Source organism: Shewanella jiangmenensis, from assembly GCF_018596335.1.
GTDB classification, from domain to species: domain Bacteria; phylum Pseudomonadota; class Gammaproteobacteria; order Enterobacterales; family Shewanellaceae; genus Shewanella; species Shewanella jiangmenensis.
Genome location: NZ_JAHEPS010000002.1, coordinates 695,990 through 714,356 on the forward strand (window position 1 = coordinate 695,990; position 18,367 = coordinate 714,356).

16 protein-coding genes are annotated in these 18,367 nt (G+C 54.5%); 11 read left to right on the plus strand and 5 right to left on the minus strand.

Going from position 1 to position 18,367, the window contains the following annotated elements; translation table 11 throughout:
- Positions 1 to 168 precede the first annotated feature (168 nt).
- Positions 169 to 351, plus strand: a complete 183-nt coding sequence (locus KJI95_RS08505; protein ID WP_214506744.1) for a cysteine hydrolase family protein — start codon at positions 169 to 171, stop codon at positions 349 to 351.
- Between the two features lie 218 nt (positions 352 to 569).
- Here the strand turns inward: KJI95_RS08505 and KJI95_RS08510 are convergent, their stop codons facing one another.
- The 4 genes from KJI95_RS08510 to aptA form a co-directional block, all read right to left on the minus strand.
- Positions 570 to 1,334 (minus strand): TorF family putative porin, encoded by a 765-nt coding sequence (locus KJI95_RS08510; protein WP_214506745.1) that lies wholly within the window; start codon positions 1,332 to 1,334, stop codon positions 570 to 572.
- 110 nt (positions 1,335 to 1,444) lie between these two features.
- Positions 1,445 to 1,810: a cupin domain-containing protein gene (locus KJI95_RS08515; protein ID WP_214506746.1), complete on the minus strand. Its 366-nt coding sequence runs from the start codon at positions 1,808 to 1,810 to the stop codon at positions 1,445 to 1,447.
- A gap of 50 nt (positions 1,811 to 1,860) precedes the next feature.
- Positions 1,861 to 3,345, minus strand: coding sequence for a CoA-acylating methylmalonate-semialdehyde dehydrogenase (locus KJI95_RS08520; RefSeq protein ID WP_214506747.1), 1,485 nt, complete (start codon positions 3,343 to 3,345; stop codon positions 1,861 to 1,863).
- A 32-nt stretch (positions 3,346 to 3,377) separates the two neighbouring features.
- Positions 3,378 to 4,718: an omega-aminotransferase AptA gene (gene aptA / locus KJI95_RS08525; protein ID WP_214506748.1), complete on the minus strand. Its 1,341-nt coding sequence runs from the start codon at positions 4,716 to 4,718 to the stop codon at positions 3,378 to 3,380.
- Between the two features lie 271 nt (positions 4,719 to 4,989).
- Here aptA and KJI95_RS08530 point away from each other — a divergent pair, with 271 nt between their 5' ends.
- On the plus strand, positions 4,990 to 6,486 hold the full coding sequence (locus KJI95_RS08530; RefSeq protein ID WP_214506749.1) for an aldehyde dehydrogenase: 1,497 nt from the start codon (positions 4,990 to 4,992) through the stop codon (positions 6,484 to 6,486).
- Positions 6,487 to 6,552: 66 nt separating this feature from the next.
- On the opposite strand, the gene KJI95_RS08535 is transcribed toward KJI95_RS08530, so the two are convergent.
- Positions 6,553 to 7,860, minus strand: coding sequence for an NAD(P)/FAD-dependent oxidoreductase (locus KJI95_RS08535; protein ID WP_214506750.1), 1,308 nt, complete (start codon positions 7,858 to 7,860; stop codon positions 6,553 to 6,555).
- Positions 7,861 to 8,154: 294 nt separating this feature from the next.
- Between KJI95_RS08535 and KJI95_RS08540 the strand changes: the two genes are divergently transcribed.
- The 9 genes from KJI95_RS08540 to KJI95_RS08580 all read left to right on the plus strand — a co-directional run bounded on the left by KJI95_RS08540 (position 8,155) and on the right by KJI95_RS08580 (position 18,355).
- Positions 8,155 to 8,703: a cupin domain-containing protein gene (locus KJI95_RS08540; RefSeq protein WP_214506751.1), complete on the plus strand. Its 549-nt coding sequence runs from the start codon at positions 8,155 to 8,157 to the stop codon at positions 8,701 to 8,703.
- A 388-nt stretch (positions 8,704 to 9,091) separates the two neighbouring features.
- The gene (locus KJI95_RS08545) at positions 9,092 to 9,856 is read left to right on the plus strand and encodes a gamma-glutamyl-gamma-aminobutyrate hydrolase family protein (protein WP_214506752.1); all 765 of its coding nucleotides are present in this window, start codon (positions 9,092 to 9,094) and stop codon (positions 9,854 to 9,856) included.
- A 5-nt stretch (positions 9,857 to 9,861) separates the two neighbouring features.
- Positions 9,862 to 11,217 carry a glutamine synthetase family protein gene (locus tag KJI95_RS08550; protein ID WP_214506753.1) on the plus strand — a complete coding sequence of 452 codons (1,356 nt, stop codon included), beginning with the start codon at positions 9,862 to 9,864 and terminating at the stop codon, positions 11,215 to 11,217.
- Positions 11,218 to 11,262: 45 nt separating this feature from the next.
- Positions 11,263 to 12,642 (plus strand): aspartate aminotransferase family protein, encoded by a 1,380-nt coding sequence (locus tag KJI95_RS08555; RefSeq protein WP_284730693.1) that lies wholly within the window; start codon positions 11,263 to 11,265, stop codon positions 12,640 to 12,642.
- Positions 12,643 to 12,832: 190 nt separating this feature from the next.
- The gene (locus KJI95_RS08560; protein ID WP_214506754.1) at positions 12,833 to 13,933 is read left to right on the plus strand and encodes a polyamine ABC transporter substrate-binding protein; all 1,101 of its coding nucleotides are present in this window, start codon (positions 12,833 to 12,835) and stop codon (positions 13,931 to 13,933) included.
- 113 nt (positions 13,934 to 14,046) lie between these two features.
- Complete coding sequence (potA, locus tag KJI95_RS08565; RefSeq protein WP_214506755.1) at positions 14,047 to 15,183, plus strand: polyamine ABC transporter ATP-binding protein; 1,137 nt, start codon at positions 14,047 to 14,049, stop codon at positions 15,181 to 15,183.
- Positions 15,180 to 16,091, plus strand: coding sequence for an ABC transporter permease subunit (locus tag KJI95_RS08570; RefSeq protein WP_214506756.1), 912 nt, complete (start codon positions 15,180 to 15,182; stop codon positions 16,089 to 16,091). Before potA ends, KJI95_RS08570 begins: the two co-directional genes overlap by 4 nt.
- Positions 16,088 to 16,903: an ABC transporter permease subunit gene (locus tag KJI95_RS08575; RefSeq protein WP_214506757.1), complete on the plus strand. Its 816-nt coding sequence runs from the start codon at positions 16,088 to 16,090 to the stop codon at positions 16,901 to 16,903. The genes KJI95_RS08570 and KJI95_RS08575 overlap by 4 nt, the downstream gene beginning before the upstream one ends.
- A 165-nt stretch (positions 16,904 to 17,068) precedes the next feature.
- Positions 17,069 to 18,355: an NAD(P)/FAD-dependent oxidoreductase gene (locus KJI95_RS08580; RefSeq protein WP_214506758.1), complete on the plus strand. Its 1,287-nt coding sequence runs from the start codon at positions 17,069 to 17,071 to the stop codon at positions 18,353 to 18,355.
- Positions 18,356 to 18,367: the final 12 nt, after the last annotated feature.

An 18,367-nucleotide genomic window follows, 5' to 3' on the forward strand; every position in this document is an offset into this window, starting at 1 on the left:
GGCGCTGAAAAGTGAGATACCTCTCAGTAAATGCGCTTGAACAAATGGCCTATGGCAACTAAGGTTTTACAGGAAAGGGATTCAGTCACTCACTCTCTGTTATGAGCTGCTACCATCTGTTACCAGTAGGATCGAGCCGTTCGGAGATAACCTGTTAAGGATAACGCCATGCCACTTACCAACGCCCGCGACTGGTCACTGATGTGTGACAAACAAGCCAAACTGATGGAAAACATGCGCAGCCATTTTCCCGAGCGCCGCGAACCTTTGACCGAGCTCAGTCACCACTGGCGCGATTTAAAGCGTCAGCTCGATCAGGGCGGGATCCCGCGCATACTGCCGCACAAATAAACGCGGCGGCCAAGCACAGAAGGCAAAGCTCTGCGGGCAAAGCACCGTAGATAAAGCTGCTTAGACAAAGCGCCGTAGACAAAGCGATGTAAAAGCTCCGTAAAAAGCTCAAAAAAGCCCCTTAAAAAATGCCATAAAAAAACCGCCAGCAGAGGCGGTTTTTTATGGTGCCGGAAGCGATGAAAACTCACTTAAGGCGTGCTTGGGAAGGGCTTGGTTTAGAAAGCGTAGCTTACGCTTGCCAGTACAGTGCCTTCGGTTTTACTTACACCGTCCTTAACTGCAAATTCTTCATTAATAGTTGAATCGAGCCAAGCTAAGGACAAACCTACTCCAAATACCTCGGTAGATACGCCGATGGAGTAGTCTGTGTAAGCGCCCATCCACTCATCAACAGCTTCTCCTGAATTGTACCCGCCATGCAGATCAAGGCTCCAGTTTTCAACAAACTCCCAGCTGTAATTGACTTCTAAGTAGTTGTAGTCAAGGCCTGAACCATAGTAATCATTGGTAAACCAATAAGCGGTTCTTACACCTTGGAAATCGAATCCGAAGGTTACTTCAAAGTAATCTGCATCCAGATTGTCGCCTGGGTAATTGTAGCGATAGAGAGTTACATCCCAGCTCAGGTTTTCATTCACCTCATGATAATAACCCGCATACACATCCAGCTCGAAGCTGGCGTCGACTTCATCACCTGCTTCGGTGCAGTCTTCCGAGTTATCTGAGTAAGTAGAGCAACCATCAAAATCAACATTACTCGCCCAGGCTCCAACGAAAAAACCTGATTCCATTGAGTAGTCAATTCCGCCAGAAACCTGAAATTCACCGGCGGTCTGGGACACACCACGGAAACGGTAGTCGTTGGCAACGCCCACTTCACCACTCAATTCTCCGGCGTTGGCCAGAGGCGACAGCAGCGCACCTGTCAGAAGGATCCCGGTCAGCTGTGCAAGCTTGTTTTTATTGAAATATTTAGCCACGCTTGATTCTCCATTTTATTTTATGTTTGTTGGAATGGCGCTGGCGCGCCGCTCCACATGGGTTGCCAAACATCAGCGCAGTGCTGTGACCTCATGGCGGGTTTTACAGATTATTTTTGCTCGAAAATGACATAGACTTTTTTACAGTTTTCAATCACTTCCCAGGTGCCTATAAAACCGGCGGGGATAACAAACTTATCTCCGACTGCCACGGTCAGGCTATTGCCTTCGGTGTCGCAAATGATGCTGCACCCTTCAAGAATGTCACAATATTCGTGTTCAGTATAGTTGACATTCCATTTGCCGCCAGCACTTTGCCAAATTCCGACGTGGAATTGTCTGCAGCCGCTGGAGTAATGATTTGTCAGTATTTGCTGTGGGTTACCTTCGAGTCGTTTTTGCTCTGGCAAAAAGTAGTGTTCAGACTGACTCGCTGAGCTGGAAAAGTGTTGAATATCTTTAACCAAAATTGTCATCTTCACTCCCTTGGATTTGGGATCTTGGGGCGCAGTGCGCCCCGTGGCTTTTACTTCATGGTTGGCATTACAAACTCAGCCGCGAGCTGCTTGCCCTGAGGCCAGCGGGCGGTAATCGCCTTGCGCTTGGTGTAAAAGCGCACGCCATCCGGGCCATGCATATGCAGCGGGCCAAACAGCGAGCGCTTCCAGCCGCCGAAGCTGTGGAATGCCATAGGCACTGGGATGGGCACGTTGACCCCGACCATGCCAACCTGAACGTGATGACAGAAGTGACGGGCCGCTTCGCCGCTTTGGGTGAAGATAGCGGTGCCGTTGCCAAACTCGTGGTCGTTGATGAGTTTCAGGGCGCTTGGATAATCAGCCACCCGCACTATGCTGAGCACTGGGCCGAAAATCTCTTCCTTATATATGCTCATTTCCGGCGTTACATGGTCAAACAGGCAGGCACCGAGGAAGTAGCCATTGGCATCGGCCTTCATGTTGCGACCATCGACCAACAGTTTGGCGCCTTCGCGCACACCGGCATCCACATAGCCGCACACCTTGTCCAGATGCTGAGCTGAAATCAGCGGGCCCATTTCCATTTCGGTGTCGAGGCCGTTGCCGACCTTGAGCGCGGCAATCTTGGGCAGCAGCTTTTCGACCAGCGCATCACCGGCATCACCCACCGCCAGCACTACTGAAATTGCCATACAGCGCTCCCCGGCAGAGCCGTAGGCGGCGCCCATCAGCGCATTGACTGCCTGATCCAGATCCGCGTCCGGCATGACCAGCATGTGGTTCTTGGCGCCGCCGAGGGCCTGCACCCGCTTGCCGTGGGCCGACGCCGTGGCGTAGATGTACTCGGCAATCGGGGTAGAGCCTACGAAGCTCACCGCCTGAACGTCTTTGTGGGTCAACAGGGTGTCCACGGCTTCTTTATCGCCGTTAACCACGTTGAACACGCCATCGGGCAGACCGGCTTCCTTGAGCAGCTCAGCAATACGCATCACAGAGCTTGGGTCTTTTTCAGATGGCTTCATGATGAAGGTGTTGCCGCAGGCAATCGCGATGGGGAACATCCACATAGGCACCATCACCGGGAAGTTAAAGGGTGCAATACCGGCCACCACACCCAGCGCCTGGTTTACCGCCCAGGCATCCACGCCGGTACCGACCTGCGCCGTGTGCTCGCCCTTGAGCAGATGCGGAATACCGCAGGCAAATTCCACCACTTCGAGGCCACGGATAAGCTCGCCCTTGGCATCGTCCAGCACTTTGCCGTGCTCGCGGGTGATAAGCTCGGCCAGCTCATCCAGATTGGCCTCAACCAGGGCCTTGAACTTAAACAGAATGCGGGCGCGGTTGAGCGGCGTCATCTGCGACCAGCTCTCGAACGCGGCCTTGGCAACACCAATGGCAGCGGCGACTTCATCGCTGCTGGCGAGGGAAACTTCGGCGCGCGCTTCACCGGTGGCGGGTTCAAATACTGATTGGGTACGGGCGCTTTTGGCTGTGTGCTGACCGTTTACAAAATGAGTAATGCTTTGCATGTTTATCTGGCTACCTTAAAAAAAGAAACGGATTATCCAATCGTCTGAATGGCATCGGCGAGGGTGTTAATCATCTGGTCGATATGCGCTTTTTCGACAATCAGTGGCGGTGACATGGCGATGATGTCGCCGGTGACCCGCACCAGGGTGCCGTTTTTAAAGCAGCGCTCGAATACCCGATAACCACGGCGGCCAACGCCTTCGTTATTGGGTGACATCTGAATACCGGCAACCAGACCTGTGTTGCGGATGTCGATGACATTGGGCAGGCCTTTGAGGCTGTGCACCGCATCTTCCCAGTAGCCTTCCAGCTCTTTGGTGCGCTCGAACAGTTTCTCTTCTTTATAGATATCCAGGGTGGCCAGTGCGGCAGCGGCCGCGACCGGATGGCCTGAGTAGGTGTAACCGTGGAAGAATTCAATCAGCTCTTCCGGACCGTGCATGCAGGCGTCGTGAATATCCTGGCTGACAAATACCGCGCCCATGGGGATGGTGCCGTTATTGAGCGCCTTGGCAGTGGTCATCAAATCCGGGGTAACGCCCCAGCGCTGGGCGGCAAAGGCGTCGCCCACGCGGCCAAAGCCTGTGATCACTTCATCGAAAATCAATAGGATGCCGTGTTTTTGGGTAATTTCGCGCAGGCGCTTCAGGTAGCCCTCGGGTGGCAGGATCACACCGGCGGAGCCGGACATGGGCTCTACGATAACCGCCGCGATGTTTTCGGCGCCGTGCAGGGTGATGAGCTGCTCAAGCACTTCTGCTTTTTCAAGACCATGGGCTGGAAATCCGCGTGAGAATGCGTTTTTGCCGATATCCAGCGTGTGGGGAAGATGGTCTACGCCCTGCAGGATCTGCTGGCTGAAGGTGCGGCGGTTATTGCCAATACCACCAACAGAAATGCCGCCAAAGCCAACACCGTGGTAGCCAAGCTCGCGGCCGATAAAGCGGGTGCGGGTAGGCTGGCCGTTGGCTCTGTGGTAGGCCAGTGCCATTTTCAGTGCGGTATCGACTGACTCGCTGCCGGAGTTGGTAAAGAAGATGCGATTAAGACCGCGCGGGGCGATTTCGGCGAGGCGGCTAGCCAGTTCAAAGGCGATGGGGTGGCCCATTTGAAACGATGGCGCGTAGTCGAGCTCGCGAATTTGGCGGCTGACCGCCTCACTGATTTTTTGTCTGCCGTGACCTGCGTTGCAGCACCACAGACCGGCGGTGGAATCGAGCACGGGATTGCCGTCCACATCTTTGTAAAACATGCCTTCGGCACTGGCCAGCAGTCGGGGGCTGGCTTTGAACTGGCGGTTAGCCGTAAACGGCATCCAGTAGTGCTCAAGGGACGGTTTGTCGTGTCCGGAAGCGGGGTTGAAGTCGACCATACATTATACCTTGTTCCTGTTGTTATAGGGCTTTGGGGTGGTTAATATTCGCTATGCTATGTCAGAAATAATGAACATGGAATACCCTTGTGCATTTATTTGTGGCAAAAATGCTGCAGTTGTAAAAAATATTGAAATGATGCCGGTCGCAGCGTAATCTCTGGACTGCAACGCCACTTGGACCCCCTTGGAAAATGAGCTGGGTCATGCGCTGAAATGCACAGGCAATCGATAGTTATAATCATAATAATCAGTGAGATAAGAGGTCATCATGAGTACACCCAAAAGCCGCAGCGACTGGGAGGCAATGGCAGCCGCGCTGGAGATCAATGGCAGAGCCTTTATTAACGGCCGCTATTGCGATGCGATTGGCAAAGAGAGCTTCGATTGTGTCAGTCCGGTCGATGGTCGGGTGCTGACCAAGGTTGCCAGCTGCCAGCAGGCCGATGCTGATTTGGCGGTGGCCAATGCCCGCGAGACCTTTGAGTCCGGGATCTGGTCGCAGCTGTCGCCGGTAAAGCGCAAGCAGGTGATGATCCGCTTTGCTGATTTGCTCGAGGCCAATGCCAACGAGCTGGCGCTGCTGGAAACCCTCGACATGGGTAAACCGATTGCCCACTCCAAAGCCGTTGACGTAGCCGGTGCCGCCCGTGCCATCCGCTGGTCCGGTGAGGCCATCGACAAGATTTACGATGAGTTGGCGCCAACCCCCCATAACGAAATCGGCATGATCACCCGCGAGCCAGTGGGTGTCGTGGCCGCCATCGTGCCGTGGAACTTCCCGATGCTGATGGCCTGCTGGAAACTCGGTCCCGCCCTTGCCACCGGTAACAGCGTGGTGCTCAAGCCATCTGAAAAATCGCCGCTTACCGCCATTCGTATGGCACAGCTTGCCAAAGAGGCAGGCATTCCCGATGGCGTGCTGAACGTGCTGCCGGGTTTTGGCCACACAGTCGGCCAGGCGCTGGCGCTGCATATGGATGTGGATACCCTGGTATTCACCGGCTCGACCAAGATTGCCAAGCAATTGATGGTGTATGCCGGTCAGTCCAACATGAAGCGGGTATGGCTCGAAGCGGGCGGCAAGAGCCCGAATATCGTGTTTAACGACGCGCCGGATCTGAAAGCGGCCGCCGAAGCTGCTGCCTCTGCCATTGCCTTTAACCAGGGCGAGGTGTGCACCGCAGGCTCGCGCCTGCTGGTGGAATCCGGCGTGAAAGATGAGCTTTTGAAATTAATAGTAGAAGAGCTCGCCTCCTGGCAGCCCGGCCATCCGCTGGACCCGGCCACCACCTGCGGCGCTGTGGTCGACAAGCAGCAGCTCGATACTGTGCTGAGCTACATTCAGGCCGGCCACGATGAAGGTGGCAAGCTCTTGTGCGGCGGCAAGCGGGTGCTGGAAGAAACCGGCGGCGTGTACGTCACTCCGACTGTGTTTGACGGTGTTACCAATCAGATGAGGATTGCCCGCGAGGAAATCTTTGGCCCGGTGATGTCGGTTATCACCTTTGACGGCATGGATGAGGCCGTTGCCATCGCCAACGACACCATTTATGGTCTCGCCGCCGGTGTCTGGACCTCGGACATCAGCAAGGCCCACAAGACCGCCAAGGCGCTTCGCAGCGGCATGGTGTGGATTAATCACTATGACGGCGGCGATATGACCGCGCCATTCGGTGGTTATAAGCAGTCGGGTAATGGCCGCGACAAGTCACTGCATGCTTTTGAAAAGTACACCGAAGTAAAAGCGACCTGGATTGCGCTGTAACCGCTGCGCAAGCCGCAGACAAACAAAACCCGCCAATCGGCGGGTTTCTTTTTATACTGCCTTTTATCAGAAAATATCCATAAAGCGGTGATACAGCATACCGGCAGCCAGCAGCGGCGAGCGCAGGGCAGGGCCTCCCGGGAAGGTCATGTGTTTAACTTTGGCGAAAATATCAAAACGCTCGCTGTTGCCGGCAATGGCGTCGGCCACCAGACGGCCCGCCATGTGGGTGGCGTTGACGCCATGGCCGGAATAGGCCTGGGCAAACAGGATATTGGGCGCATCCGGCAGACGACCAAGCTGCGGCAGGCGGTTGGCGCCTATGCCAATCATGCCGCCCCATTGGTAGTCAATCCGAACCCCTTTCAGTGCCGGAAACACCTTTTCAAGATTGGGGCGCAGCGCCGCTTCAATGTCTTTGGGATCTTTACCCGAATAGGTACAAAGCCCGCCAAACAGCAGCCGGCCGTCGGCGGATAAATGGAAGTAGTCGAGCGCAATACGCATATCGGCAAAAGCCATGTTTTGCGGAATGATTTGCCGCTGCAGCTCCGGGGAGAGCGGCTCGGTAGCCAGCAGATAGCTGCCTGCGGGCAGCACCTTGCCGCCGACATAGGGCTCAAGCTTGTGGCCTATGTAGGCGTTACCGGCCAGCACCAGATTGTCGCAGCGCACTTCGCCGCGCTCTGTCTGCACCTTGAGGCGCTCACCTTTGACGATGTTGCTGGCGGCGCTGTATTCAAAAATCTGCACCCCAAGCTCTCTGGCAACCCGTGCTTCGCCAAGCGCCAGATTCAGGGGATGCAAATGGCCGCTGCCCATGTCCATCAACGCGCCCTGATAGCAGTCCGAACCAATCACTTCGCCTATGTGTGATTTATCGAGCAGCTTAAGCTCATGGCGATAGCCAACCGCGCGCAGGTGTTCAAGCTCGGCTTCAAGCTCCTGCATGTGGCGCGGCTTGACCGCAAGATCGCAATAGCCCATCTGCAGATCGCAGTCGATATGGTGTGTGGCAACCCGCTCGCGCACTATATCTACGGCTTCAAAACCCATCTGGGTGATGGCATCCACCCCTTCCTGGCCTATGTCATTACGAAATTGGTCTAGCCCATGGCCTATGCCGCGAATAAGCTCGCCGCCGTTGCGGCCTGATGCGCCCCAGCCAACACGTTTGGCTTCCAGCAGGGCTACGCTGAATCCTTTCTGTCGCAGTTCGATGGCGGTATTCAAACCACTGAAACCGCCTCCCACCACACAGACGTCCACATCGATAACCCCATCCAGTACAGGATACTGATAAATCTCTTTTGCGGTCGCAAAATAGAAGGATTCTGGGTACTTGTCGCTGTGAATGGGAGAATTGTTTGCCATAAGGGCTCCGGCATTGGTTTTTATTGTAAATTGGACTTGTCTCTGTATACTCATCACACTTTTTGCGGATAACTTTACAGTGTTCATTTTATTTAACATACTTGATCGCCAGAATACAATGTGTATCTTGTGAGCAATGCCAGAAGCAGCGCCGCAATTGACTGGTCTGACGCAGAAAGCTAATTGATAAATAAAAATTTTCGAACATGGAGCAATGGCAGTGCCCGGTTCGGAGCAGACAATTTGCACTTTATCTGCTGTGCAGATAACTGAACCTGAGTGGGGGTGACAAATTTGGATATCGGAGCCAGCCTCAAAGCCGTACGGAAACTCAAAGGCTTGTCCCAGCGTGAGCTGGCCAAGCGAGCCGGCGTGACCAACAGTACCATTTCCATGATTGAGAAAAACAGCGTCAGCCCGTCGGTGAGCTCGCTGAAAAAGGTATTGTCGGGGATCCCCATGTCATTGGTGGAGTTTTTCTCCATCGGCGAATCGGCGTCGTCCGAGCAAAAGATTGTGTACCGGGCCGACGAACTGCTCGACATAGGCACAGGCCCGCTCGAGTTTAAAGTAATTGGCCGGGATTATCCCAACCGCGCCATGTCGGTGATGAGCGAGACCTATCCGCCCGGCGCCGACACAGGGGAAGAGATGCTCAAGCATGTGGGTGAAGAAGCCGCGATGGTGATCACCGGCAAGTTTGAACTCACCGTTGGTGATGAAATCTTTATCCTCGAAGCCGGTGACAGCTACTACTTTAACAGCGAGTTGCCGCACCGTTTCAGAAATCCCTTTGATGAGCCCTGTCATCTGGTGAGTGCCACTACTCCCGCCAACTTCTGAAAAAGCTTTCCACTGCGGCCCACTCGGGCCGCAGTCATTTCTGCGCTCTGATTTTCTACGCCACCTTCCGCGCAGCAGCAAATTCCTCCGCCGATGTAAATAATTTTAACCAAGCGCCGTGCTGACGGGGCTCCGCGGCCATCCTGGTGCAATTCTGTCTGGGTTGCACAACTTCTGTGCAGCCAGGCTTAAGACGGCCAAGTTACAGAATGTAACTCCATCATCTAGCTGAAAAATAACGGTTATTATCACATTGTTATAAAAGTGCTGCCAACTTGGGTGGTGGCACTTGCCTCGTTCAATATTTCGGTGTACTGTGTGAAAAAATGAACGCCGTGTTTGAAGGCGATCACAAAACCCAAACTTCGACACAGATGCAAGGTGAAGTATGTCTGACGCCACGGTGCCCGTGATTGGTGTCTCCTCCTGTAATGCCCCAATAGGGTTGCAAACATTCAGTATTGTTGGGGAAAAGTATCTCCTCGGTATTATCAATGGCACCGGCGGCTGGCCGCTGATTATCCCCTCGGTTGGTGCAGGAATGCCCACTGAGGAATTATTAACGCGCCTCGACGGCATTATGTTTACCGGTTCTCCATCCAATGTGGAGCCACATCATTATGCGGGACCGGCCAGTGAGCCGGGCACCCATCATGATCCGCGCCGTGACGCGACCACCTTGCCACTTATTCGTGCTGCGATAGACGCTGGTGTACCTGTGCTGGGTATTTGCCGCGGGTTTCAGGAAATGAATGTCGCCTTTGGTGGCAGTCTGCATCAGAAACTCCATGAAACCGGCAAATACATGGAACACAGGGAAGACAGAGAAGCGCCGCTGGAGGGGCAGTATGGCCTGGCCCATACCGTTACTCTGGAGCCCGGGGGGGTAATTTTCGAAGCCTGGGGCCGCAGCTCGGCGGAAGTGAATTCCGTCCACACGCAGGGCGTTGAGCGCCTTGGAAACGGGTTGCGGCCAGAAGCCTATGCTCCGGATGGCTTGATAGAAGCCTTCTCCGTGATAAATGCCAAAAATTTTGCCCTCGGTGTGCAGTTTCACCCCGAATGGAAAGTTGCCGATAACGCCTTTTACCTTTCGATTTTCAAGGCATTCGGTGACGCCTGCCGCGCCAGGGCTCAAAAGCGAGCGAGATAATAACTATGGATAAGCTGATAGCGTTTTTGAAAGAAAAGAAGATTACCGAAGTTGAATGTGTAATCAGTGACATGTCTGGTATTGCCCGCGGCAAGATTGCGCCGGTGGACAAGTTTATCAACGAAGGTGGCATGCGCCTGCCCGAAAGCGTGCTGCTGCAGACCGTGACCGGCGACTTTGTTGATGATGAGCTGTATTACAAGCTTTTGAACGAAGCCGACGTGGACTTTATGTGTGTACCGGATGAAAACGCCGTGTACGTGTTGCCATGGACCGTGGAAGCCACGGCACAGGTTATCCATGACATGTACGACCGCATGGGCAATCCTATTGAGCTTTCACCACGTAACGTACTGAAAAACGTGCTGAAGCTTTACGAAGAAAAGGGTTGGGAGCCTGTGGTTGCCCCTGAAATGGAATTCTATCTGGTGGCGCGCAATGACGATCCGGATCTGCCGCTTAACCCGCCGCTTGGCCGCTCAGGTCGCCCTGAAGCCGGTCGTCAGTCATTCTCGATTGATGCCGCCAACGAATACGATCCGCTGTTTGAAGACATGTATGAGTGGTGTGAGGCCCAGGGCCTGTACATTGACACCCTGATCCATGAAGACGGCCCGGCGCAGATGGAAATCAACTTCAGCCACGGCAATGCGCTGTCACTGGCCGATCAGGTGTTTGTGTTCAAACGTACCCTGCGTGAAGCCGCGCTCAAGCACAACGTATGCGCCACCTTTATGGCAAAGCCTGTGACCAATGAGCCAGGCAGCGCCATGCACATTCACCAGAGTGTGGTGGATAAAAAGACCGGCAAAAACATTTTCACCAAGGAAGATGGTACCAAGAGCCCGCACTTCCTCGGCTACATCGCCGGCCTGCAGAAATACATTCCAGAGTTTCTGCCGCTGATGGCCCCAAGCGTGAACTCTTTCCGCCGCTTCCTGCCCGGCACTTCTGCGCCGGTAAACCTGGAGTGGGGCGAAGAAAACCGTACCTGTGGTCTGCGTATTCCTGAGTCATCACCACAGAACCGCCGCATCGAAAACCGTATTCCGGGCGCCGATGCCAACTGTTATCTGGCCATTGCTGCGAGCTTGCTCGCCGGTTATATCGGCATGGTGGAAGGCCTTAAGCCGACTAATCCAGCCCTTGGCCGCGCCAACGAAAGCCGCACCGCCGAGACCAACTGTCTGCCGCTGACACTGGAAGAAGCACTGGTTGCCCTCGACCAGAGTGATGCGGCACGCAAATACCTGGGTGATACCTTTACCACCGGCTACGTGGCGGTGAAGCAAACCGAGCTTGAGAATTTCCGGCGCGTGGTCAGTGCCTGGGAGCGTCAATTCCTGTTATTGACGGTATAACGCACGAGCCCGGGGGCAACCCCGGGTACATTCTGGGGAAGGGCGATGATGCAACAACAAGAACAACAAGCCATCGGCGCACTGCAGTCTCTGGATGCAAGCCACCATTTGCATCCTTTTACTGACACTCTGCAGCTTGCCGGGCGAGGCACCCGAATTATTTCCCACGCCGATGGGGTCTATGTGTGGGATATCCACGGCAACAAACTGCTCGATGCCATGGCGGGGCTGTGGTGTGTCAACGTGGGTTATGGCCGTGACAGCATCGCCGATGCGGTGGCGGCGCAGCTTAAAACCCTGCCGTTCTATAACAACTTTTTCCAATGTACCCATGAGCCCGCCATTCGTCTTGCAGCCAAAATTGCAAGCCTGGCGCCCGTGCACATGAACCGGGTGTTTTTTACCGGCTCCGGCTCCGAAGCCAACGATACCAATTTGCGCATGGTGCGCCGTTATTGGGATTTGAAAGGCAAGCCCGGTAAAAAGACCATCATCAGCCGCAAAAATGCCTATCACGGCTCCACTGTAGCCGGTGCCAGCCTTGGTGGCATGGGCTTTATGCATCAGCAGGGCGACCTGCCCATTCCCGGCATAGTCCATATCGACCAGCCCTACTGGTTTGCTGAGGGGCGTGAGCTGTCAGCGCAGGATTTCGGCATCAAGGCCGCCAGGGCGCTGGAAGCGAAAATTCTTGAACTCGGTGAAGACAAGGTCGCGGCCTTTATTGCCGAGCCCTTTCAGGGCGCGGGTGGCGTCATCATTCCGCCTGATAGCTACTGGGATGAAATCAAAAGGATTTTATCTAAGTACGATATTCTGTTTATTCTGGACGAAGTCATCAGCGGTTTTGGCCGTACCGGCAACTGGTTTGCCGCGACTACCTATAACCTCACTCCGGATTTAATCACCATCGCCAAGGGCATGACCTCAGGTTATATCCCCATGGGCGGGGTAATAGTGTCTGACAGGGTCGCCGATGTGCTGGTAAACGAGGGCGGTGAATTTGCCCACGGCTTTACTTACTCAGGCCATCCGGCGGCGGCCGCCGCGGCGCTTGAGAATATCCGTATTCTCGAAGAGGAGCGTTTGGTCGATAAGGTGCGTGAAGACACGGGCCCTTATCTGCAGGCGCGGCTTCGTGAGCTTTGTGAGCATCCGCTGGTGGGTGAAGTGCGCGGCCTTGGCATGGTTGGCGCCATTGAATTGGTGGCTGACAAAGACAGCGGCGCGCGACTGCCCGCCGACATGGGCGCAGGAATGCTGTGCCGCGAGGCCTGTATTGAGGTGGGGTTGGTGATGCGCGCCGTGGGCGACACCATGATTATTTCACCGCCGCTTTGCATCAGCCGCGCTGAGATTGATGAACTGATTTTAAAAGCAAGTCAGGCACTTTCGCTGACATTTGCAAAGATTGCAGCTCGGTAAAACTGAGGGCATAGTAAAAGTCTGCCTGAACGTTAACCCTTGGTTAACAAAGGTGGTAGGCAGCAGCAACTGCCGATGCGTTTTTTCAGGTTGTAGCATTGGTCCTAACAATAACACTAAAGCCGGCTCAGTCGGCGACACAATCAGAGTAATTGCCATTCAATTACTGCTACCTGCAAAAGGAGATAGCATGAAGTTATTACAGAAGATGACCGCTCTGGCACTGGTGACCGCCGGGGTATTGGGCAGCGCAGTGGTATCAGCGGAAGAAGTGGTTCGCGTTTACAACTGGTCTGACTATATCGCCGAAGACACCCTGGAAAATTTCCAGAAAGAAACTGGGATCCGGGTGATTTATGACGTGTTCGACACCAACGAAGTACTGGAAGCCAAGTTGCTGTCCGGTCGCAGTGGTTATGATCTGGTGGTACCTTCCGCTCACTTTTTGGCGAAGCAAATCAAGGCCGGCGCCTTTATGAAGCTGGACAAGTCCAAGCTGCCAAACGCCAAGCATTTGAACGCCAACCTGATGTCGCAGCTGCAAAAGAGCGATCCGGGCAACGAGCACGCCATGCCTTACCTGTGGGGCACCACCGGCATCGGCTTTAACGTCGCCAAGGTAAAAGAAGTGCTGGGCGAAAACGCACCTGTGGATTCATGGGAGCTGATTTTCAATCCGGCCAATGCCGAGAAGCTCGCCAAGTGTGGTATCGCGGTGCTGGATTCACCCGATGAAATTCTGCCTCCTGCACTGAATTATCTGGGTCTGCAGCCTAACTCAACCGATCCTGCCGACTTTGACAAGGCCGGTGATGTGCTGCTCAAGATCCGCCCTTATCTTAAGTATTTCCACTCATCACGTTACATCTCCGATCTGGCCAACGGCGAAATCTGCGCCGCCATCGGCTGGTCAGGCGACATTCTGCAGGCCAAGGCCCGCGCTGAAGAAGCCGGTAATGGCAACGTGATTGACTACCGCATTCCAAAAGAAGGTGCGCCACTGTGGTTTGACATGATGGCCATTCCTGCCGATGCGGCCAATGCTGACAATGCCCTGACGCTGATGAACTACCTGATGCGCCCAGAGGTGATTGCCTCCATCAGTAACTACGTGGCCTATGCCAACGCCAACGATGGTTCTACCCCAATGCTGGATGAGGCTGTGGCCAAAAACCCTGCCGTGTATCCATCAGAAGAAACCCTTGCCAAGCTTTACCTTGGTGAAGTGCGTCCAATGAAGACCCAGCGTGCCATGACCCGGATCTGGACCAAGATCAAGTCCGGTCAATAAGCAACGACTTAGGGGCAGTGGATTGCTGCCCCTCCTTTACTCTAATTGCACAAGTAAACCGAGTTCCAGCAGGCCGGAGGCTTGTTCTGGCGAGTTTGGAATGGAGATGTATTATGGCTATGACTTCGGGCGTCACCAATAAACCATTAACAAAGACGCAGGATGAATTGCTGCTCAAAATTGAACGGGTCAGCAAATTATTTGATGATGTTCGCGCCGTCGACGACGTGTCGCTGACCATCAATAAAGGGGAAATTTTTGCACTGCTCGGCGGCTCCGGCTCCGGCAAATCCACTCTGCTGCGTATGCTGGCAGGGTTTGAAAGACCTTCTGAAGGACGCATTTATCTGGACGGTCAGGATATTACTGATCTGCCGCCTTACGAGCGTCCCATCAACATGATGTTCCAGTCTTACGCGCTGTTCCCGCACATGACAGTGGAGCAGAACATCGCCTTCGGCCTTAAGCAGGACAAGCTGCCAAAGGATGAAATCACTCAGCGGGTGGCCGAAATGCTCAAGCTGGTTCACATGGAGCAATACGCCAAGCGTAAGCCGCACCAGCTTTCTGGCGGTCAGCGTCAGCGCGTGGCCTTGGCTCGCTCCCTTGCCAAGCGCCCCAAACTGCTGCTGCTCGATGAGCCGATGGGCGCACTGGATAAGAAACTTCGTACCCAGATGCAGCTCGAAGTGGTTGAAATCCTTGAGCGTGTCGGTGTGACCTGTGTGATGGTAACCCACGATCAGGAAGAAGCCATGACCATGGCGGGCCGTATCGCCATCATGAGCGACGGCTGGATTGCCCAGGTCGGCAGCCCAATGGACATCTATGAGAGCCCTAACAGCCGCATGATTGCCGAGTTTATCGGCAGCGTGAACCTGTTCGAATGTGAAATCGTTGAAGACGAAGCCGACCACGCGGTGCTCAAGTCGCCCACCCTGACGCAGCCATTCTTTATCGGCCACGGCGTGACCACCAGTGTCGAAGACAAGCACGTGTGGCTGGCGGTGCGTCCGGAAAAGACCCTTATCACCCGCGAGCAGCCTGAAGGCCAATACAACTGGGCCAGCGGCAAAGTGCATGACATTGCCTACCTTGGTGGCCTGTCGGTGTATTACATCCGTCTTGAGGATGGCCGTATTGTGCAGTGCTCCATGACCAACACCGAGCGGCGCGCCGACCATCCCACATGGGGTGATGATGTGTTCATCAGCTGGGAGGCCACCAGTGGTGTGGTATTGAGATCATGAGCAAACGAAAGAAAGGTTTTCGCTTTGCCATCCGTGGCAGGCACTTTACCCTGGGCTTTCCCTTTCTGTGGCTGACGCTGTTTTTCGCACTGCCCTTTGCGATAGTGCTGAAAATCAGTTTCTCCACCGCGGCCATTGCCATTCCGCCCTATGAACCGACCTTTACCTATGGCGATCAGCTGCTGAACATTGCACTGAACCTGGGTAACTATCTGCTGCTTCTGGACGATGCGCTGTATTACACCGCCTATCTTGGCTCGCTCAAAATGGCGGTGGTGGCCACCATCGGCTGTTTGCTGCTTGGCTACCCCATGGCGTACGCCATTGCGCGGGCGCCGGCCAAGATGCAAACCGTGCTTCTGCTGCTTATCATGCTGCCGTCATGGACGTCATTCCTTATCCGGGTGTACGCCTGGATGGGGCTCCTTGCCGACACCGGCCTTATCAATAATGTGCTGATGTGGCTTGGGGTGATAAGCGAGCCTTTGAAGATAATGAACACGGATATTGCGGTGTATATCGGCCTTATCTATGCCTATCTGCCGTTTATGGTGCTACCGCTGTACGCCAACCTGGTGAAGATGGACATGAGTCTTTTGGAAGCGGCGGCTGATCTTGGCTCGCGCAGTATCAACACCTTCTGGAAAATCACCCTGCCGCTGTCGAAGGGCGGTGTGATTGCAGGCTCCATGCTGGTGTTTATTCCGTCTGTGGGTGAGTTCGTTATTCCTGAACTGCTCGGCGGTCCGGACTCACTGATGATAGGTAAGGTTCTGTGGCAGGAGTTCTTCAACAACCGCGACTGGCCGGTGGCCTCGGCGCTGGCGATAGTGATGCTGGGTCTTTTGATTATCCCTATCACCCTGTTCCATCATTATCAGTCCCGTGATTTGGAGAAAGAAGCATGAAAAAGCTGAGTTTTTCTACCGTGATGTTGTGGTTGGGGCTCATCTTTCTTTATGCCCCGATGTTTATCCTGATTTTCTATTCCTTCAACGCGTCCAAACTGGTGACCGTGTGGGGCGGCTTTTCGGCCAAGTGGTATATGGAACTGTTCAAGGATCAGCAGATCCTCGATGCAGTCTGGACCAGTTTGGAGATTGCCTTCCTGTCGGCCTCGATGGCGGTGGTGCTCGGCACCATGGCCGCCTTCGTAATGACCCGTTTTCGCCGCAGCTGGGCCAAGTTGTCGCTGTCGAACATGATCACAGCGCCGCTGGTAATGCCTGAAGTGATCACCGGTCTGTCACTGCTGCTGCTGTTTGTGCACATGGCCGACATGATTGGCTGGCCGGCCGAGCGCGGCAGGCTGACCATTTGGCTCGCGCACTCGACCTTCTGCGCCGCCTATGTGGCTGTGGTGGTGTCGTCCCGTCTGCGTGAGCTGGACATGTCGATTGAAGAAGCGGCGATGGATTTGGGGGCTACTCCGTTCAAGACCTTCTTCCTTATCACTGTGCCCATGATTGCACCGGCGCTGACGGCGGGCTGGCTGCTGTCCTTCAGTTTGTCGCTGGATGACCTGGTTATCGCAAGCTTTGCCTCGGGGCCGGGCGCGACTACCCTGCCGATGGTGGTGTTCTCCTCGGTGCGTTTGGGTGTGTCACCCAAGATCAACGCCCTGGCGACCCTTATTATCATGGCAGTATCGCTGATGGCCTTCCTGTCCTGGTACTTTGCCCGCCGGGCCGAGAAAAAAGCCAAGGCAGCCATGGAGTAAGGCTTACCAACCCATCAAAACGGTCGCTAACGCGGCCGTTTTCTTTTGTTTAATATATTCAACAAATATTCAAAATATTCGGCATCGACGGCTAGAGTTTCCCATTGCTAAGGTGTAGGATGTTCTCGTTGTTTAAAATAATGAACATAAAAAGAAGGAAGCATCATGTCTGCTACACCTCATACCTCGTCTTATTATGCCGCTTCCGCCAATGACACCCGTATTCGTCCTCGCCTTGAGGAGCATCTTGACACTGACGTGTGTGTTATAGGCGCTGGCTACACCGGCTTGTCCTCAGCATTGCATCTGCTGGAAGCCGGTTTCAAGGTGGTTGTGCTTGAAGCCGCCCGCATCGGCTGGGGCGCTTCTGGCCGCAATGGCGGCCAAATTGTGAATAGTTACAGTCGTGATATCGATGTCATCGAAAAAAACGTGGGCAAAGAAAAAGCTAAACTGTTCGGCGAAATGGCATTCGAAGGCGGCCGCATCATTCGCGAGCGTATCGAGAAATACAACATCGACTGTGACCTCAAAAACGGCGGTGTATTCGCGGCGATAAACCAGAAACAGATGGGACACCTCAAGGCGCAAAAGGCGCTGTGGGAAGCCCATGGCCACACTGGCAAACTGGAAATCCTCGATGAGGCTGGTATCCGCAATGTAGTGAATACTGAACGCTACGTCGGCGGTATGCTGGATAAAAGCGGCGGCCACATTCATCCGCTGAACCTGGCCCTTGGTGAAGCCCGCGCGGTGGAAAGCCTCGGCGGCAAGATTTTTGAAGACTCGGCGGTAGTAGACGTGATTGAAGGCGAGCCTGCCATCGTCAAAACCGAGTTCGGTCAGGTAAGGGCGCGCTTTGTGGTGGTGGCCGGTAATGCCTATCTTGGCAAACTGATGCCTGAGCTGATGGCCAAGTCCATGCCCTGCGGCACCCAGGTGATTACCACTGAGCCCCTGAGCGATGAAATGGCAAAAAGCCTGCTGCCACAGGATTACTGCGTTGAAGACTGTAACTACCTGCTCGATTACTTCCGTCTCTCCGGCGACAAGCGCCTGATATACGGCGGCGGTGTGGTGTACGGCGCCCGCGATCCGGAAAACATCAAATCGATTATTCTGCCCAAGATGCTGAAAACCTTCCCGCAGCTCAAAGACGTCAAAATCGATTACACCTGGACCGGTAACTTCCTGCTGACCCTGTCGCGCCTGCCTCAGGTTGGCCGTATCGGCAAGAACATTTATTACTCCCAGGGTTGCAGTGGACACGGTGTGACTTACACCCATCTCGCCGGCAAGCTGATTGCCGAGGTGCTTAATGGTCAGGCGACTCGCTTTGATGCGTTTGCTGCGCTGCCCCATTACCCGTTCCCGGGTGGCCATGCGCTGCGGGTACCGTTCAGCGCCATCGGCGCCTGGTACTACACCATGCGCGACAAGCTGGGCATTTAACACAGGCAACTG

What these genes read in the sequence shown, in the direction of transcription:
- aptA (WP_214506748.1), bottom strand. Translation starts at nt 4,718, where the DNA reads ATGGTCGACTTCAACCCCGCTTCCGGACACGACAAACCGTCCCTTGAG.
- KJI95_RS08560 (WP_214506754.1), top strand. Translation starts at nt 12,833, where the DNA reads ATGAAGTTATTACAGAAGATGACCGCTCTGGCACTGGTGACCGCCGGG.
- KJI95_RS08555 (WP_284730693.1), top strand. Translation starts at nt 11,263, where the DNA reads ATGATGCAACAACAAGAACAACAAGCCATCGGCGCACTGCAGTCTCTG.
- KJI95_RS08545 (WP_214506752.1), top strand. Translation starts at nt 9,092, where the DNA reads ATGTCTGACGCCACGGTGCCCGTGATTGGTGTCTCCTCCTGTAATGCC.
- potA (WP_214506755.1), top strand. Translation starts at nt 14,047, where the DNA reads ATGGCTATGACTTCGGGCGTCACCAATAAACCATTAACAAAGACGCAG.
- KJI95_RS08575 (WP_214506757.1), top strand. Translation starts at nt 16,088, where the DNA reads ATGAAAAAGCTGAGTTTTTCTACCGTGATGTTGTGGTTGGGGCTCATC.
- KJI95_RS08550 (WP_214506753.1), top strand. Translation starts at nt 9,862, where the DNA reads ATGGATAAGCTGATAGCGTTTTTGAAAGAAAAGAAGATTACCGAAGTT.
- KJI95_RS08515 (WP_214506746.1), bottom strand. Translation starts at nt 1,810, where the DNA reads ATGACAATTTTGGTTAAAGATATTCAACACTTTTCCAGCTCAGCGAGT.
- KJI95_RS08535 (WP_214506750.1), bottom strand. Translation starts at nt 7,860, where the DNA reads ATGGCAAACAATTCTCCCATTCACAGCGACAAGTACCCAGAATCCTTC.
- KJI95_RS08505 (WP_214506744.1), top strand. Translation starts at nt 169, where the DNA reads ATGCCACTTACCAACGCCCGCGACTGGTCACTGATGTGTGACAAACAA.
- KJI95_RS08570 (WP_214506756.1), top strand. Translation starts at nt 15,180, where the DNA reads ATGAGCAAACGAAAGAAAGGTTTTCGCTTTGCCATCCGTGGCAGGCAC.
- KJI95_RS08530 (WP_214506749.1), top strand. Translation starts at nt 4,990, where the DNA reads ATGAGTACACCCAAAAGCCGCAGCGACTGGGAGGCAATGGCAGCCGCG.
- KJI95_RS08520 (WP_214506747.1), bottom strand. Translation starts at nt 3,345, where the DNA reads ATGCAAAGCATTACTCATTTTGTAAACGGTCAGCACACAGCCAAAAGC.
- KJI95_RS08580 (WP_214506758.1), top strand. Translation starts at nt 17,069, where the DNA reads ATGTCTGCTACACCTCATACCTCGTCTTATTATGCCGCTTCCGCCAAT.